The organism is Romboutsia sp. 1001713B170131_170501_G6, from assembly GCF_015668195.1.
Taxonomy (GTDB): Bacteria; Bacillota; Clostridia; order Peptostreptococcales; family Peptostreptococcaceae; genus Romboutsia_C.
This window is the reverse complement of the sequence record NZ_JADPFC010000002.1, coordinates 60,367-77,073: the sequence shown is the minus strand read 5'-3', so window position 1 is coordinate 77,073 and position 16,707 is coordinate 60,367. Positions and strand designations below refer to the sequence as shown.

Here is a 16,707-nt window from a genome sequence, read left to right as displayed (position 1 = left end):
TTATAGAGGTGAAAAGGTGGAAATCGAGTTAGTAAATAAGTATAAAATGGAAATAAATAAAGATTTTAGAAAGTATGCAGAAAATGCGTTAAAAGATTATGATTTTGCTATATCAAATTTAAGATATTTACTTTTAATAGAAAGACGTAGTGGAATAAGTTTAAATGAAATAGCTATAGAACTTAACATAGATAAGGCTATGGTAACTAGAGGTATAAAAAAGCTTGTAGAACTTGGCTATGTAAATAAAGAACAAGATAAAATAGATACCAGAGTATATAGGCTAACACTAAGCAAAAAAGGTGAAGAAGCTTTAGGTTCATTAAGTGGTATATTTAAGGAATGGTTTGATAAAGTAACTCATGATTTTGACGAAGAAGAAAAAGAGATATATATGAAACTAATTAAAAAAGTATATGAAAATAGAGTATATAAATAATTAAAAAGTGTTAGGGTATATAAATACCTTAACACTTTTTTTGAAAATAACTAAAGTTACTTTAGATACATAAGTTTGTAATAAATTACAATAAAAGGTTAGAAATATTAATATAATAAATTAAATTAATTTTTAGATAAAAAGGTTGACTGTATCAATTTCCGGTAATATAATTAAAATTGTCGACAAAAAACTTACAAAAACGACAAAGGGAGATGATATTATGGAAAATACATTAGAAGCAATTGCAACTAATAGACTGTTACTAATATTTGCTGCAATTGCAATAACAGGTATTGTACTTGGAAAAGTGAGTGAAATAATAAAAGTACCTGATGTTATATTATACTTAATCGCAGGAATAATAATAGGGCCAGCAGTTTTAAACCTAATTAGTATAGAATCTTTTCCTATTGAAAACAATTTAATACTTACATTTGGATCTGCATTTATATTATATGAAGGTGGTAGAGAAGTTAAATTAAAAGTACTTAACAAGGTCAAGATAAGTGTAGGAATGCTTGCAACTATCGGGGTCTTAATATCTACTGTAGTTGTAGGAGTATTTGCAGGAAAAATATTTAATGTAGAAATTATGACAGCTCTTTTAATGGGAGCAGTTATAGCATCAACAGACCCAGCAGCACTTATACCGGTATTTAAACAAGTTACTATAAAAAATAAAATAAAGCAAACTGTAGTTAGTGAATCAGCATTTAATGATGCTGTAGGGGCTATAATTGTTTCAACTTTACTTGGAATAATAACTAGTGGAGAATTTTCTCTTGGTAAAAGTGCAGGTGAATTATTAATATCTGCATTAGGGGGAATTGTTGTTGGTGTGGCAGTTGGATATATATTCTCATTATTAATATCAGATAAAAAATGGGGAATATTCCATTCATATGCACCAATAATGTCAGTACTTAAAGTTGCATTAGCTTATGAAGTAGCCACATTATTACATGGTAGTGGATATATGGCAGTATTTATAGCAGGACTTATAGCAGGAAATAAAAAAATATTTGGACTTTGGGTACCAGAACATGACTTCCATTCAGAGCACTTATTTAGAGAGAGTGTAGGAGCATTATGTCGTATGGCGATATTTGTAGTACTAGGAACACAAGTTGATTTAACATCACTTTCTGTTTATTGGAAGGAATCTTTAATAGTTGTATTAGTATTAATGTTTATAGCAAGACCACTTGTAGTTTTAATATGTACAGCATTTGACAAAGAGGCTAAATGGAAATTTAAAGAAAGATTATTTATGATGTGGGTTAGAGAAACAGGAGTAATACCAGCAGCATTATCAGGGATAATAGTATCAATGAAACTTCCTGGATATGAAATAATATCTTCAGTAGTGTTTATGACAATACTTGTAACTCTTATAGTTCAAGCAAGTACAACAAAACTAGTCGCTAAGAAATTAGGGGTACTAGAAGAAGTTGAAGAATTAAAACAAGTAGCATAAAGAAAAAGGGTAGATTAATAAAATCTATCCTTTTCTTTGCTGTTTAGCAATAAAAGTCTCGCAATTAGCATTTTGTGGATTTATCTGAACAAAAGAAGCGCTACATCCTCCACTTATATTATATTTACAATTATCAGCACTGCACGAAATATTTTGAGTACTTGTTAAGGATACATTCCCACTATAATTTGATAAACTAAAAGAAGAAGAGTCCCTAAATGTGTCACAGTAAGTTTCAGGTGTTATGTAAGCATCATATCCTTCTACTTTTATATGAGAAGCATAGCAATTACCAGATTTATTGAAAGCACATTCTTTTTCTAGACATAGTAAATTAGTTTCCATATTATTACCTCCTATAGCAAATTATATTTATAGTATGGCAATACTTAAAAATTTTTAATCATTTAAATAAGATTAAGAAAAAATATTTATGAAAAATAATATACAAGGCATAGTAAACACATCAAGTAAGAATGCAGCAACTAAAGGAACTATTAAAAATGCTTTTTTGGATTCACCATATATTTGACATACAGAACTCATATTAGCTAATGCATTTGGAGTAGCACCAAGACCATGTCCTATAAGTCCGCTTACCATAACAGCAGCATCTAAGTTTTTACCTAAAACTTTATATACTACAAAAACTGCAAACAATACTATAAAAATTGCTTGAGATACAACAATAATTATTATAGGACCAAATAAACTAGATAGCTTAAATAAGTCAATGCTCATAAGTGCCATGGTCAAAAATATTCCCAAGGAAATATCACTAAGTAAATTTAAAATATTAAAATCAAGATTTAAAATTTTAAATTTATCATTAGAGTTTCTAAATATTACGGCAATAAATATGCATACACTTATAGTAGGGATCAATATATTAGTAGATGTATATATTATATTAGAAATAAGCTCACCAATATTTATACAAAGAAAAACCACTAAAATTTGTTCTAAGAATGAAGTAGAATTTAAAGTAGAAGTACTTCTAGTTAAGGATATGTTTTTTGTGTATGTTTTTATTAAAGAAGTATTAATATTATTATATTTTAGGTTATTTTTTTCTATAAGAAATTTTCCTACAGGTCCACCTAAAAGCCCTGCAAATATTAGCCCAAAGGTAGCTGATGCTATTCCAACACTAGATGCATTTGAAATTCCAAGAGATTCTATAGTAAAACCAAAGGATGCAGCATATCCATGTCCACCTTCCATTGATATAGTCCCACACATAAGGCCAAGTAAGGGATGTATACCAGTAAATTTAGCTAAAACTACTGCCAGTAGGTTTTGACAAAATGATAATATACCACAGAGTATCCAATATTTAAATAAGTCCTTGCCTCCTTTTTTTATTAATGAAAAGCTAAAAGAAAGACCAACTATAGTAAAGAAAAAAGAAATAAAAAAGCTCATTAAACTAGTATTCATAGTTATAGTACATATATTAAAGAATTTTAAAAGTAAGTTTAATATACAAAATAAAAGACCTCCAACAACGGGAGAAGGTATACAAAATTTATCTAAAATTCTTACTTTATCTTTAATAATACTACCCATTAAAAGCATAAAAATAGCTAATATTAATGTTTGTAAAATATCTAATTCTATAATAATAAAAAAACACCCCCTAAATAGTACTAATATAGCTAAAAGATAAGCTATTTATTAAAATATATTAGTACTAGCTAGGAAATATAATAAAAATTATACATTTAAAATAAATTAGAAAATCTATATATTACATATTATGTCAAGTAAATCATTAACGCTATCTAGTATATATTTGCCCTTATAGTAATCAAGTTTTATATCATCAAAGTTTTTTATATTTTTAACAGCTTTAGGCCTTTCTTCAAAGTACCCCATAACATTAAAATTTTTATCTAAAACTACTATAGTAGGACCTTTAAAATTTTCTTTATCAATATTTAATATAGGAGATAAAAATTTTTTACCACGAGCCATAGTTATAACAGATATATTAAAGTTTGGATTTAAATCACAAAACTTTTTAAGTACTGTTGTATTTATTTGAAAATCAGGACACCATATTTCTCCTGAAACTAAAAAATTTAATTCTAAATCAATACTCATTATTTTTAATTCAATTTCTTTAGGTAAATTTATTCTAGCATAATTTTTAGGTATTCTAGATCTTTCTGATTTAGTACCTTCCCCTATAGAACTTTCAAAGCTTACTCCTACATCAAAAAGTTCTTTTATAGTCATTTCAATCATAACTAACCTCCCAAAATAATAATATATAAATATAGTATCACAACAAGTTAATGTGAAAAACATATTAAACATTTAATTAAAGATAACATAAAGTATTAGAAAAAAATAATTTACTATAAAAAAATAGTATGCTATCATATATAAGTATTAATTAAACAGGCGATGGAGTTCGCCATTAAATGCGAAAGCTAATGACTCCTACTCTTTTTATAAGGGTAGGAGTCTATTTTTTTGCGTATTACAAAATAAAGGAGGAAGTTATGATTATATTAATTAGTTTGGTAATAATAGGGATATTAGCTAATATAAGTGGAAAACTAGTAGAAAAAGCAAAGCTACCATCTCTAGTAGGAATGATGGCATTAGGGATGGTAATAGGTCCAGCTATACTTAATTTAGTTCCAAAAGAAACACTAGAAATATCATCAAGTATAAAAGATATAGCATTAGTTACAGTGTTATTTATAGGAGGTCTTGGGATAAATGTATCTCAAATAAAGCAAATAGGAAGACCAGCAGTACTACTTAGTATAATACCTGCAACACTAGAAGGATTTACAATAGCATTTTTGTGTACCATATTTTTAGATTTTACTTTTATACAAGGAGCTATACTTGGATTTATAATAGCAGCAGTAAGCCCTGCTGTGCTTATTCCAGCTATGGTATCACTAATTGAGAGAAATTTAGGCCAAGATAAGGCTATACCACAGATGTTACTTGTGGGAGCAAGTTGTGATGATACAGTAGCTATAACATTATTTACAACATTTTTAACACTATATACTAAAAGTTCTACAGGAGAAAGTGTATCTATAATCAGTCAAATTATAATGATACCTCTTACTATAATAATAAGCTTAGTATTAGGTTTTTTAATATTTAAAATAAGTAAGTTTATAATATCTAAAGTTGACAATAAAAATATAAAAGTAGTAATAGCATTTTTAACATGTATAGGTATGAGATTTATAGAGAAAAATTTACATGTAGAGGTATTTAATTCACTACTTGCTGTTATGATTTATGGATTCTTAATAAGAAACTACATGAAAGATGTTTCTAAAGAAATACTAGACATAATGAATAGTATTTGGAAAATAGGAAAGTTTTATTTATTCACATTTGTAGGAATGGCTATAAATCCTACATTAGTAGGTAGGTATTTTATAGTAGGAGTTATAATACTTACAATATCATTAAGTGTTCGTTCAATAGGAGTATTTATATCTTTAATAGGAACTAATCTAACTATAAGAGAAAAAGTATTTTGTATGATAGCATATCTTCCAAAAGCAACAGTTCAGTCAGCAAAATCTTCTATACCTTTAGAAATGGGAATAGTAGGTGGTGAGATTATGCAAGCTATTGCAATTTTAAGTGTACTTATAACCGCACCAATAGGAGCTATAGGTATAAATATGACTTGTGATAAAATACTTCATAAAGGTGATAGTAAAGATTTAAAAAAGAGTATAAATATAAAAGAAAAGAATATACAAACTATATAATAAGTTTATATAGAAAGGAGATATTATATGGAAATTAGAAAAGCTTGGATAGAAGCTGTGTATAAAAGAATATCTAGAAGAACTTTTAGCCATAGAGAAATAAGTGATAGTGATATATTAACATTAATTAATTTAATAGATGAGATAAATAAAAAGTCTTCACTTAATATACAGTTTATAAAAAATGGAGATGAAGGTTTAAATGGATTTAAGGCATCTTATGGACTTATAAGTGGTGCTAAATCTTATGTAGCTTTAGTTGGAAATAGTAAAAATTTAAATTATAAGCAAAAAATAGGGTACTATGGAGAAATGATAGTACTTCAAGCTGTAGCTATGGGACTTTCAACTTGTTGGATTGGAGGTACATATGATAAAAAAGAGTGTGAAAAACACATTAAATTTAATGATAAAGAAGAACTAGTGTGCATAATAGCTATAGGTCATTCACCTAAAGAACTTTCTGTAAAAGAGAAGGTTGTAAAATCTATAAGTAGAGGTAAAAATTCACATATTATAATAGAAAAAGATGAAGAATTACCGGATTGGGTTTTAAATGGTATAAATTTTGCTGAAAAATCTCCAAGTGCTTTAAATAAAAAAGAAATAGGATATGAATTAAAAAATAAAAAAGTAAAAGCAGTAATAAAAGAAAAAAATCATAACTATGAAGATGTAGATTTAGGAATATCAATGCTTCATTTTGAAATAGGAGCATATGAAAAAGGATATAAGGGAAATTGGCATTTTGAAAATGGAAGTTATTTATACTATTAATAATATATGAGACGAAAGTATATTGCATATAATCTAGCTATGGCTTCTTTATCTATAGTTATAGCTATAATATTAATATTAGAACTTACATTAGATTTAAGTTATCAAATTAGATTAGCATTTCAAATTATAGATTTTATAGTTTGGTCAATATTTGTAATAGATTATTTTACTAGACTTTATAAAAGTAAAAATAAGAAAAAATTTTTTAAGAAAAACTTAATAGACTTAATATCTATAATACCTCTTTACTCTATGTTTAAAATATTTAGAGCTTTAGATATATTAAAAGTAGGAAGAGTAACAAGAATATCAGAGATAACTCGAGTTATAAGACTACTTGCTATAATAAAACGCACTAACAATGAATTATCAGAATTTATGAAAACTAATAACTTTAATTACACTATAGGTATAGCAATAATTATAGTGTTAATAAGTGCAACAGTAATGTCATCTGTTGAAAACATGAGCTTAGGAGGTGCCCTTTGGTGGAGTATAGTTACATTTACAACAGTTGGATATGGAGATTTATATCCAACAAGTACATTAGGTAAAGTAACTGCATCTATACTTATGATAATGGGAATTGGTTTTATAGGTTCTGTTACATCTACACTATCAACTTACTTTATAAAAAAGGAAGAAAGAAGAAGAAAATTAGAAATAGCTAAAATAAGTAGTAATATAATTATAAAAAGACCTATTAAACCAATAAGTAATCATACTGATAATATAGTATATAGTAAGGAAAATTATAAAAATGAATTAATAAAAGATATTGTAAAAAGGCTATCTAAGTTTGATGAACTATCTAAAGAAGAGATAAATGCAATGTGTAAGGTTTTATTATCATTAAAATGATATGGTGGCTAAAAATACCCCCTCTATAAATATAGAGGGGTTTAAATTAGGGTATATAATTGATGATTAAGGGTATAAGTTTAATGTTCTTTCAAAAAATTTATACTAACATCTTTTAAAGATGAAGCTTGTGGATTAAAATTTAACTTTCTTAAGTATCTATAAAAATCCAAATCATAAACATATATGTTTTCTTCATAAACACCTTGAAAGTATCTATAGTTTAAGAATTTAGAAAAACCTTCTATTAAGTTTTCTGAGCAAAAGTCTTTGTAGTTATAAGAATATTTTCCTACTTTATCATACATTTTAGTTAACTTTTTATCATCCTTTAATTTTTCATAAACATCTAAAAACTCATCACTATTAATAAAGTATTCAAATACTATATGAGAATATTCATGAAGAGGAATACTTATTATATCTTTATAAGGTGTATTTTTAGGGATTGTTGATATTAGCTTTTTGTCGCTTTTAAACCCTTGAAATTCAATAGGATTTAAAGAATAGTAAAATATATATGAGTAATCATTATCAATATCTAATCCTGATGAATTTTCTATAAAATTTATAATATCTACTTTCTTAGAGGTTAAAAGATTATTTATATCATTAGCTTTTTTTTCATAGGAAGCTTTATTTTTATAAAAATAAGACTTAAAATAATCTTCATAAAAGGATGTAAAAAAATTATCAAACTCTTTACAAAAAGAAGGAGATAAATTTAAATAATCATTATTTAATATAGTTTCAATTATATCTTCTAAAGATGCATTATCATCTAAACCTATAACAGCATCACAATAACTCCAAGAATCATTTGTATTAAATATATCATAAAGAGAATTTTTCAAATCATCATCCATATCATTATAGGTGTCTTTCAACCATATATAATGTTTATAAGCATCGTAAGAAGTATTTTTATATAAATCTTCATTAAACTCTTTTGGATTTTTTACATTAACATTATATAACTCATAAGCTGTTTGAATAAGAGAAACTTTAAGTGTTATTCCCTTGACAACTATATCAGACTTGAAATTAGAAGCAGTTGAGTTATTAAAGCCTAAAGCAAAAAAACTAAAAAGGGTAATTATAGGAATTAGTATTTTTTTTATTAAAATCACCACACTTTATAAGAGTATATATAAGTATTAAATTTTATATTTTAAATTCCTTTTATAATAGTTCAACAGTAAATTATTATAAATTATGTTAAAAAATATCTAAAAATATATAAATATAAAACAAAGTAGAGATTAAGATTATAAATAGGTAAAATTAATTATATAAATACTTTATAATTTGTAATAAATAGTACATAAATAAGTAAAATAAATTTTAAATAATTATAAAAAATATTTAAATAGATTTTATAATTATTAAATATTTATATATAAAATATAAAAATAATATAATTGAGGTTATACTATAAAACATCAAAATTCCTCCAAATAATATAAAAAAACATATTGATATATAACGTATGGAAAAAGAATACAAATGTTGATATAATTAAACATATAATATCAATAGTTAAATTAGAAAGGGGGGGAATATGTGACTTTTATAGGCAATAGATATGAACTTTTAAACTGTGATGGGCAACTTGAATTAAATAAAATATATAAAGCAAGAGATGTATTTGATAATAAAAAAGTACTTATAAAGGTAGTTGAACATAATGAGTATATGGAAAGTAATTTTATAACTAACTTAATAGACGAAACTACTATGATAAATAACATACACTCAAAGTACATATCAAAAACCATCGATGTAGGTGTCCACTGTACAGAACTTACAACACTTTATTATATGGTAAGTGAATATTACAATGGAATAACTTTAGTAAATATGATAAATGGAAACTATCTACATCTAGAAGCTATAATAAATATAGCAACTCAGATTGTAAAAGCATTAGAAATACTTCACGAAAATAATGTGTATCATGGAAATTTAAACCCAACTAATATACTTGTAGATAAAGATTATAATATACGCCTATTAAACTTCCAAACAACAAAAGCTAATAATGGAATAAATATAAGAGCTGGGGGAGAGTTTAGATATTTATGTCCACATCAGCTATGCATAAATTACACTGATTTAGATAGTGATCTATTTTCATTAGGAATAATACTATTTGAATCTATATTTAAAAAGCTTCCTTTTGAAGAAGGTAAAAATGAAGAAGAAATGCTAAAATACATAGACAAAGGTATTAATTGGAACCAAAATATAGCAATTAATGGCAATGATAAATTTATAAATATTATAAAAAAATTATTAAGTAGAAGTGAAAGGTATGAACACCTACAAGATATACTAATAGACTTAAGCAATGTAATGTATGAAAAAGCGGATATAATAGATACTGAAGAAATTAATGAAGATATAGAAGAAATAATAGAAAAACCCAAAAAAGTAAAAAAACGTAAAATATTATTAGCAGTATCAATGATTAGTTTAGTATTTATAACAATACTTAGTATATTATAAGACCACAAAAAGTGGTCTTTTTTTATATATTTAAATAAAAAATAAAATTATATAAAAATTAAAATTATAAAAAAGCAATTTATAGTAAAAAAAGTAATAATAAAAAAGAAAAAACAATGAAAAAGGTGAACGAAACTATATTGTTGTAAAAAAAGGTAGGTGATATACTTTCAAAGTGAATATAATAAAGTAGCAAATGAGGGGGCAAATAAAAATGAAATTAAGTGCACGTAACCAATTAAAAGGGATAGTAAAGGAAATAAAAATAGGTGCTATAAATGCCAAAGTAACAATAGATATAAATGGACAAATATTAACATCTGTTGTTACTATAGATGCTATTGAAGATTTAGGTATTAAAGTTGGAGATGAAGTAACCAGTGTTATAAAATCAAGTTCTGTTATGTTAATGGTTGATTAATACAATTTAGATAATATGGAAGTAAATGAGATAATTCAAATAGTTAGCTTATCATTAATAGTAACAATGACCGCAACTATAATAGCTATGATAATTGCAACAATACTAAGTATAGTTATATATCTAAAAAATTTTAGATTTAAAAAATATATAATAACATTTATAAATGCACTAATGAGTACACCGCCAGTTATAATGGGACTTTTAGTATTTTTAATGTTATCAAGACAAGGACCTTTAGGAGAGCTTAAATTATTGTTTACACCTATGGCTATGATAATAGCACAATCTATGCTTTTGATACCTATGGCTATGAGTTTAATAATAGATTTATTAAACAAATTTGGAGAAGATATTTTAATAACTTGTAAGGTACTTCAAATAGAAGACAAAAATATACCAAAAATATTTTTTAAGGAAATAAAGTATCATCTATTAACGGTTTCTATAACTACATTTAGTAGAGGAATTTCAGAAGTTGGTGCTGTTATGTTAGTTGGTGGAAATATAAAGGGTTCAACTAGGGTTATGACAACATATATAGCACTTTCAACTTCTATGGGGGATTTTGATGAATCTTTAGTAATAGCATTTATATTACTAATAATGTCCACAATATCTACAATTATTTTAAAGAAATTGCAGTCGGTTATATAAGGAGTAGAGATGATAAATATTTATGGACTAAAAAAACAAATAGAAAACCAAGGAGTGCTAACTATAGACAATATACATTTTCAAAAAGGTAAGATATATTCCTTAGTTGGACACAATGGAAGTGGAAAAAGTACATTAATAAAAATACTTTACAATATAGAAGATTTTCAAAGTGGAAGTATAACTATAAATGATGAATATATAGATAATGAATGTATGAATAATAAAAATATATACAAATATTTATCATATACACCACAAGAAAGTAGATTTTTAAGTGGAAGCTTAATGGATAATTTTAATTACATATATGAATATGGCAAGGATAAGTTTATAAAAGATAAATCCTATCTTTATAAATTGATAGATGAATTTGATTTAAATAAAAAGCTAAATACTAATACAAAAAATTTATCTGGCGGAGAAATAGCAAAAGCTCAGTTTATAAGAAGTTTAATAATGAATAAAGAATACAATTTGCTAGATGAACCAATGGCTAATATGGATTTAAAAACTATCAAAAAGGCAGAAAAAGAGATACTAAAACTAAAAGAAGAAGGAAAAACTGTAATATTAGTAACACATGATTTTATTCAAGCAAAAAAAATAAGTGATTACATAGTATTTATGGAAAACTTAAAACATATAGACACTTATGAATCGGATGTATTTTTTAATGGGGTAATGAAATTTTAAAGATTAAGGGGAGAAAAATGAATAAAAAAATAACAAAATTATTAATGGTAGGTATACTTAGTTTATCTATGGTGGCATGTTCATCTACAGACAAAAAAGAAAGTGAAACTTCTAAAGAAAAAGAAACTCAAAAAGACATAACATTAGTTACAACAACAAGTTTAGAAGATACAGGATTTTTAGAGGAAACTTTAAAAGATTTTGAAAAAGAAAATAATGTAGATGTTAAAGTTGTAGCAAAGGGAACTGGAGAAGCTTTAGAATTAGGAAAAAGAAAAGATGCAGATGTATTATTTGTACATGCTAAGTCTAAAGAAGAAGAATTTATAAAGGAAGGTTATGGAGATTCTAGACATGAAATAATGTATAACTACTTTGTAGTAGTAGGTCCAAAAGATGGAGAGCATAATGAAACAATAAGCAAAATGAGCATAGAAGATGCTTTTAAATATATTAAAGAAAATAATCTAAATTTTGTATCTAGAGGAGATAAATCAGGAACACATACAAAAGAGTTATCTATATGGGAAAATATAGGAGAAGAAAATTCATTTGATAACTACAAAGAAGTAGGTAAAGGTATGGCAGCAACTTTACAAACTGCTAGTGAAATGGGTGCATACACATTAACAGATATAGGAACTTACTTAGCAACTAAGGATAATTTAGATTTAAGTTTAGTAAAAGATTCTGATGAAAGTTTAAAAAATATATATAGTATAGTTACTATAAATGGATTAGAAGAAAATATGAAAGAAATGTCAGATAAATTAGTTGATTATTATGAATCAGAAGATGTACAAAAATCTATAAAAGAGTATGGAAAAGATAAATATAAAGAACCATTATTTTATACTTTTGAATAGATAAAAATAAAGCTACCTAAAATAGGTTTTAAACTATAAAATAGTTAATACTACCTAGTTTTTAGGTAGCTTTTAATTTGTTATAAATAAAAATTTTTTACAAAGTAGACCCTCTAAAAATTCTAAAAATGTAACTTATTTGTAAATATTTTCTTGAAAATGGTTTACAAATGGATAATAGTTAGCTACTATATAAATATAAAGTTACAAAAAAGTTACAAATTAATTTTATAAATGGGGGAATGCTTCTATGAAAAATAAAAAGATAATATTGGGTTTTCTATTTAGTATATGCATATTTGCATTAGGAATGACTAACACATTTGCAGATACACTAGGGGTAGTAACAACTTCAAGATTAAATGTAAGAAGTGGTCCATCAACAAAATATAGAGTAGTTGATAAAGTAGTAAGAAATGAAAAAGTAACAATTCTTCAAAATAGCAATGGATGGTATAAAGTAAAATTACATGATGGAAAAATAGGGTGGTCAAGTACTCGTTATATAAAAGCAAATCAAAGCCAATCAAATAATAATCAAAACAACAACTCATCAACAGGAACAACAAATAAAAAAATGAATGTCGTAGCAACTGCTTATACAGGGTATGGTATAACATCAACAGGCCAAAAACCAGTATGGGGAACAATAGCAGTTGATCCTAAAGTAATACCATATGGAACAAAAGTGTATATACCTTATTTTAATAAAACATTTATAGCAAATAATTGTGGTGGAGCTATAAAAGGAAATAAAATAGACATATATATGAATAGTAAAAGTGAATGTTATGATTGGGGAAGAAGAACAATTGAAATTCAAATACTAGGAAAATAAATATTATAAAAAAGCAAACAGAAAATTAAAAGTTTTCTGTTTGCTTTTTTTTTGAAAAAATTTATTATGTAAAATAATAACTGATATATTATTTTCAAAATAGGAAAAAAATAATATAGACTTATTAATCAATATAAGAAGGTGAAAATATTGAAAAAAGGAGTAAAAAAGTTAATTGTAAGTATTATCATCTGTGCATTTTTAACTCCTACTTTTAGTTATTCTGATGACAACAATAGAGTAGATAAGTTTTCAAAATCATCAATACTTATAGACCAGTTAACTGGAAGAGTATTGTATGAAAAAGATGCAGATGCTAAAAGACCACTAGCAAGTTTAAGTAAGATGATGACATTTTTATTAGCTATAGAAGCTATAGAAGAAGGAAAAGTTAAAAAAGACGATATTATAACTATAGACAAATCTATAGCTAAAGTAAGGGGATCTAGTTACCATTTAAAAGAAGGTGAAAAAATACCTTTAATTGAACTCATGAAAGGTCTAATGATAGTATCAGGAAATGATGCTGCAATAGCAATAGCAAAACATATAAAAGGAAGTGAAGAGGAATTTGTAAAGTCTATGAATGAAAAGTGTATAGAATTAGGAATGACAAATACTCACTTTGTAAATCCACACGGGCTTCCTATATATGATCTTAAAAATAAAACAAAACCACCAAAAGAAAATATATCAAGTGCAAGAGACATTGCAAAGCTTGGAAAGTTTATGCTTGATAATTATGAAAAACAAGTTATAAGTATAACTAATATGAGAACATATAGTTATCCAGAAAGAGGGTTTTGTAAAAATAATACAAATTCAGCATTAATGAGTACATCGCCAAATGTAGATGGGATTAAAACAGGATATACAGGAAATGCTGGGTACTGTTTATCTTTTTCTATGATAGTAAAAGAAGATAGTAATAATGAAAAAGAGCATAGATTAATAGGAGTAACACTAGGCGCAAATCATAAGCAAAAAAGACTATCAGCAGCTCTTAGTATGCTAAACTATGGAAAAGAAAATTTTAGCACCAAAAAGGTAATGGACAAAAATATATTAATAGGTAAAAAGTATATAAAAGGTATAGATGAATTAGAAATTAAATTGGTAACAGACAAAGAGTTATATACAATATTATCTAAAGAAGAAAAGTTAAAATCTCAAATAACTTTTAAAGAAATAAAATATCCAGTTAAAAAGGGAGATGTATTGGGAGTTATAAAATATTTTACTGATAGTGGTGAAGTATTAGGTAGTGTAAATATAATAAGTTATAATGATATAGATAAAGTAAGCTTTAAAAATAGGATAAAGATGATATTTGCTGATTAATAATATGTATAGAATATATAAAAATAAAGAATAATTTATAGTAGAAGAGATAGAAAATTTCAAACAAAAACAAATGTAAAAAATAAACATAAAATCAATCATAAAATATATTGTATTTTAAAATTTGATATGATATACTACTAAAGGTAAAAAAATAAAATCACACACGGCAATGGGATCCTAAAAAGGTGCCTAATAGGTTTTTTTGGGAGTTGATCATGCCGGAGGTTAAAAACCAGGAGGAAAAAAATGTCAGTAATATCAATGAAACAATTACTTGAAGCTGGTGTTCACTTCGGACATCAAACAAGAAGATGGAACCCTAAAATGTCTAAATTTATATTCACAGAAAGAAACGGAATATATATAATAGACTTACAAAAAACTGTAAAGAAAGCTGAAGAAGCTTACAAAGCTATGAAAGAAGTAGCTGAAAGCGGAAAGCCAGTTTTATTCGTAGGAACTAAGAAACAAGCTCAAGATGCTATAAAAGAAGAAGCTGAAAGATGTGGAATGTTCTACGTTAACGAAAGATGGTTAGGTGGAATGTTAACAAACCACAAAACTATACAAACAAGAATAAACAAATTAAGAGAATTAGAAAAAATGGAAAACGAAGGTGTATTCGACGTTTTACCTAAAAAAGAAGTTATAAAATTAAGAGCTGAAAAAGAAAAGCTTGAAAAATACTTAAACGGTATGAAAGATATGCCTGAATTACCAGGAGCTATGTTCGTAGTAGACCCAAGAAAAGAAAACATAGCTATACAAGAAGCTCATAGATTAGGAATCCCAGTATTTGGTATAGTAGATACTAACTGTGATCCAGATGAATTAGATTACGCTATACCTGGTAACGATGATGCTATAAGAGCAGTTAAATTAATAACTGGAGCTATGGCTAACGCTATAATAGAAGGTAGACAAGGTGCTGAAGAAGAAGTAGAAGAAGAAGCACAAGATCAAGAATAATCTAAATCTAATCTACAAAATTAAAAGGTAAGGGTCACCCTTACCTTTACTAGTATATAGGAGGAACTCAAAATGGCTATAACTGCACAAATGGTTAAAGAATTAAGAGAAACTACAGGCGCAGGAATGATGGACTGTAAAAAAGCTTTACAAGAAGCTGAAGGAAATATGGAAAGAGCTATAGATATATTAAGAGAAAAAGGTTTATCTAAAGCTGCTAAGAAAGCTGATAGAATAGCTGCTGAAGGTTTAGTTGCTATAGAAATAAATGAAGACAACACTGTTGCTTCAATAGTAGAAGTAAACTCAGAAACTGACTTCGTTGCTAAAAACGAAGATTTCAAAACTTTCGTTAAAGACGTTGCTTTAATGGCTTTAGCTACAGAAAACACAGAAGTTGCTGAATTATTAGCTGAAAACCATGCTGAAGGTGTACTTTCTGAAGTATTAAACAACAGAATAGCTACAATAGGAGAAAAATTAGACGTAAGAAGATTCGCTAAAATATCTACTGACGGACAAGTTGCTGGATACATCCACGGTGGAGGAAAAATAGGTGTTTTAGTTGAAATGATAACTCCATGCAGAGATGCAGAAGTTATAGCAATGGGAAGAGATATAGCAATGCAAGCTGCTGCTATGAACCCAAAATACGTTTCAAGAGATGACGTAGATCCAGAATACATAGCACATGAAACAGAAATATTAACTCAACAAGCTTTAAACGAAGGAAAGCCAGCTAACATAGTTGAGAAAATGATAAAAGGAAGACTTGAAAAGCAATTAAAAGAAGTTTGCTTATTAGAGCAACCTTTCGTTAAAAACGGAGATTTAACTATAAAGCAATTAGTTGCTGAAACTGCTAAGAAGTTAGGAACTGAAATAGCTTTAGGAAACGTAGTTAGATTCGAAGTTGGAGAAGGTATAGAGAAGAAAGAAGAAAACTTTGCAGAAGAAGTTGCTAAGCAACTTAAGTAATGACCAAAGGAGAACACTTAAGTGTTCTCCTTTTTTTCAGGAAAAGACATTATATTAAGTTAAAATCTTTATATAATCTTGAAAAAATATAAAAACAATAGCAAAATAA

Annotated in this window: 18 protein-coding genes and 1 riboswitch; of the genes, 14 read left to right on the top strand and 4 right to left on the bottom strand. The window is 26.4% G+C overall.

Translation table 11 applies throughout. From position 1 onward, the window contains the following. The first annotated feature begins 16 nt into the window (after positions 1-16). Both I4U89_RS06050 and I4U89_RS06045 read left to right on the top strand, forming a co-directional pair. Positions 17-439, top strand: coding sequence for a MarR family winged helix-turn-helix transcriptional regulator (locus I4U89_RS06050; protein WP_195939405.1), 423 nt, complete (start codon positions 17-19; stop codon positions 437-439). 223 nt (positions 440-662) lie between these two features. Next, positions 663-1,919, top strand: coding sequence for a cation:proton antiporter (locus tag I4U89_RS06045; protein ID WP_195939403.1), 1,257 nt, complete (start codon positions 663-665; stop codon positions 1,917-1,919). 24 nt (positions 1,920-1,943) lie between these two features. On the opposite strand, the gene I4U89_RS06040 is transcribed toward I4U89_RS06045, so the two are convergent. The 3 genes from I4U89_RS06040 to I4U89_RS06030 all read right to left on the bottom strand — a co-directional run bounded on the left by I4U89_RS06040 (position 1,944) and on the right by I4U89_RS06030 (position 4,169). Then, complete coding sequence (locus I4U89_RS06040) at positions 1,944-2,264, bottom strand: DUF1540 domain-containing protein (protein WP_195939401.1); 321 nt, start codon at positions 2,262-2,264, stop codon at positions 1,944-1,946. A 72-nt stretch (positions 2,265-2,336) separates the two neighbouring features. Beyond that, positions 2,337-3,527: a sodium/glutamate symporter gene (locus tag I4U89_RS06035; protein WP_330615543.1), complete on the bottom strand. Its 1,191-nt coding sequence runs from the start codon at positions 3,525-3,527 to the stop codon at positions 2,337-2,339. 135 nt (positions 3,528-3,662) lie between these two features. Continuing rightward, complete coding sequence (locus I4U89_RS06030; RefSeq protein ID WP_195939397.1) at positions 3,663-4,169, bottom strand: thioredoxin family protein; 507 nt, start codon at positions 4,167-4,169, stop codon at positions 3,663-3,665. Positions 4,170-4,318: 149 nt separating this feature from the next. Continuing rightward, positions 4,319-4,377: riboswitch (Fluoride riboswitch) on the top strand. A gap of 52 nt (positions 4,378-4,429) precedes the next feature. Here I4U89_RS06030 and I4U89_RS06025 point away from each other — a divergent pair. The 3 genes from I4U89_RS06025 to I4U89_RS06015 are packed head-to-tail and all read left to right on the top strand — an operon-like array spanning position 4,430 to position 7,321. Then, positions 4,430-5,680: a cation:proton antiporter gene (locus I4U89_RS06025; protein ID WP_195939395.1), complete on the top strand. Its 1,251-nt coding sequence runs from the start codon at positions 4,430-4,432 to the stop codon at positions 5,678-5,680. A gap of 27 nt (positions 5,681-5,707) precedes the next feature. Next, a complete protein-coding gene (locus I4U89_RS06020; protein ID WP_195939393.1) occupies positions 5,708-6,457 on the top strand; it encodes a nitroreductase family protein in 750 nt (249 codons plus the stop codon). A 6-nt stretch (positions 6,458-6,463) separates the two neighbouring features. Continuing rightward, positions 6,464-7,321 (top strand): potassium channel family protein, encoded by an 858-nt coding sequence (locus I4U89_RS06015; protein WP_195939391.1) that lies wholly within the window; start codon positions 6,464-6,466, stop codon positions 7,319-7,321. An 80-nt stretch (positions 7,322-7,401) separates the two neighbouring features. On the opposite strand, the gene I4U89_RS06010 is transcribed toward I4U89_RS06015, so the two are convergent. After that, positions 7,402-8,451 carry a hypothetical protein gene (locus I4U89_RS06010; RefSeq protein WP_195939389.1) on the bottom strand — a complete coding sequence of 350 codons (1,050 nt, stop codon included), beginning with the start codon at positions 8,449-8,451 and terminating at the stop codon, positions 7,402-7,404. A gap of 433 nt (positions 8,452-8,884) precedes the next feature. On the opposite strand from I4U89_RS06010, the gene I4U89_RS06005 reads away from it, so the two are divergent. From I4U89_RS06005 to tsf, 9 genes are all read left to right on the top strand, one after another. Then, positions 8,885-9,829, top strand: a complete 945-nt coding sequence (locus tag I4U89_RS06005) for a protein kinase domain-containing protein (protein ID WP_195939387.1) — start codon at positions 8,885-8,887, stop codon at positions 9,827-9,829. A gap of 214 nt (positions 9,830-10,043) precedes the next feature. Then, positions 10,044-10,250 (top strand): TOBE domain-containing protein, encoded by a 207-nt coding sequence (locus tag I4U89_RS06000; protein WP_195939385.1) that lies wholly within the window; start codon positions 10,044-10,046, stop codon positions 10,248-10,250. 15 nt (positions 10,251-10,265) lie between these two features. Next, positions 10,266-10,907, top strand: coding sequence for an ABC transporter permease (locus tag I4U89_RS05995; RefSeq protein ID WP_195939383.1), 642 nt, complete (start codon positions 10,266-10,268; stop codon positions 10,905-10,907). A 9-nt stretch (positions 10,908-10,916) separates the two neighbouring features. Further along, positions 10,917-11,603, top strand: coding sequence for an ATP-binding cassette domain-containing protein (locus I4U89_RS05990; RefSeq protein ID WP_195939381.1), 687 nt, complete (start codon positions 10,917-10,919; stop codon positions 11,601-11,603). 17 nt (positions 11,604-11,620) lie between these two features. Beyond that, positions 11,621-12,469, top strand: a complete 849-nt coding sequence (locus I4U89_RS05985; protein WP_195939379.1) for a substrate-binding domain-containing protein — start codon at positions 11,621-11,623, stop codon at positions 12,467-12,469. Between the two features lie 250 nt (positions 12,470-12,719). Next, positions 12,720-13,307 (top strand): 3D domain-containing protein, encoded by a 588-nt coding sequence (locus I4U89_RS05980; RefSeq protein ID WP_195939377.1) that lies wholly within the window; start codon positions 12,720-12,722, stop codon positions 13,305-13,307. Between the two features lie 150 nt (positions 13,308-13,457). Further along, the gene (locus I4U89_RS05975; protein ID WP_195939375.1) at positions 13,458-14,648 is read left to right on the top strand and encodes a D-alanyl-D-alanine carboxypeptidase family protein; all 1,191 of its coding nucleotides are present in this window, start codon (positions 13,458-13,460) and stop codon (positions 14,646-14,648) included. Between the two features lie 249 nt (positions 14,649-14,897). Further along, positions 14,898-15,620 carry a 30S ribosomal protein S2 gene (gene rpsB, locus I4U89_RS05970; RefSeq protein ID WP_195939373.1) on the top strand — a complete coding sequence of 241 codons (723 nt, stop codon included), beginning with the start codon at positions 14,898-14,900 and terminating at the stop codon, positions 15,618-15,620. A 72-nt stretch (positions 15,621-15,692) separates the two neighbouring features. Beyond that, on the top strand, positions 15,693-16,598 hold the full coding sequence (gene tsf, locus I4U89_RS05965) for a translation elongation factor Ts (protein WP_195939371.1): 906 nt from the start codon (positions 15,693-15,695) through the stop codon (positions 16,596-16,598). Positions 16,599-16,707: the final 109 nt, after the last annotated feature.

Bases quoted from the DNA above. Each gene is read 5' to 3' on its own strand.
- I4U89_RS05980 (WP_195939377.1), top strand. From the start codon at position 12,720: ATGAAAAATAAAAAGATAATATTGGGTTTTCTATTTAGTATATGCATA.
- I4U89_RS06015 (WP_195939391.1), top strand. From the start codon at position 6,464: ATGAGACGAAAGTATATTGCATATAATCTAGCTATGGCTTCTTTATCT.
- I4U89_RS06000 (WP_195939385.1), top strand. From the start codon at position 10,044: ATGAAATTAAGTGCACGTAACCAATTAAAAGGGATAGTAAAGGAAATA.
- I4U89_RS06045 (WP_195939403.1), top strand. From the start codon at position 663: ATGGAAAATACATTAGAAGCAATTGCAACTAATAGACTGTTACTAATA.
- I4U89_RS06030 (WP_195939397.1), bottom strand. From the start codon at position 4,169: ATGATTGAAATGACTATAAAAGAACTTTTTGATGTAGGAGTAAGCTTT.
- I4U89_RS05985 (WP_195939379.1), top strand. From the start codon at position 11,621: ATGAATAAAAAAATAACAAAATTATTAATGGTAGGTATACTTAGTTTA.
- I4U89_RS06040 (WP_195939401.1), bottom strand. From the start codon at position 2,264: ATGGAAACTAATTTACTATGTCTAGAAAAAGAATGTGCTTTCAATAAA.
- I4U89_RS06020 (WP_195939393.1), top strand. From the start codon at position 5,708: ATGGAAATTAGAAAAGCTTGGATAGAAGCTGTGTATAAAAGAATATCT.
- I4U89_RS05995 (WP_195939383.1), top strand. From the start codon at position 10,266: ATGGAAGTAAATGAGATAATTCAAATAGTTAGCTTATCATTAATAGTA.
- I4U89_RS06025 (WP_195939395.1), top strand. From the start codon at position 4,430: ATGATTATATTAATTAGTTTGGTAATAATAGGGATATTAGCTAATATA.
- rpsB (WP_195939373.1), top strand. From the start codon at position 14,898: ATGTCAGTAATATCAATGAAACAATTACTTGAAGCTGGTGTTCACTTC.
- I4U89_RS05990 (WP_195939381.1), top strand. From the start codon at position 10,917: ATGATAAATATTTATGGACTAAAAAAACAAATAGAAAACCAAGGAGTG.
- tsf (WP_195939371.1), top strand. From the start codon at position 15,693: ATGGCTATAACTGCACAAATGGTTAAAGAATTAAGAGAAACTACAGGC.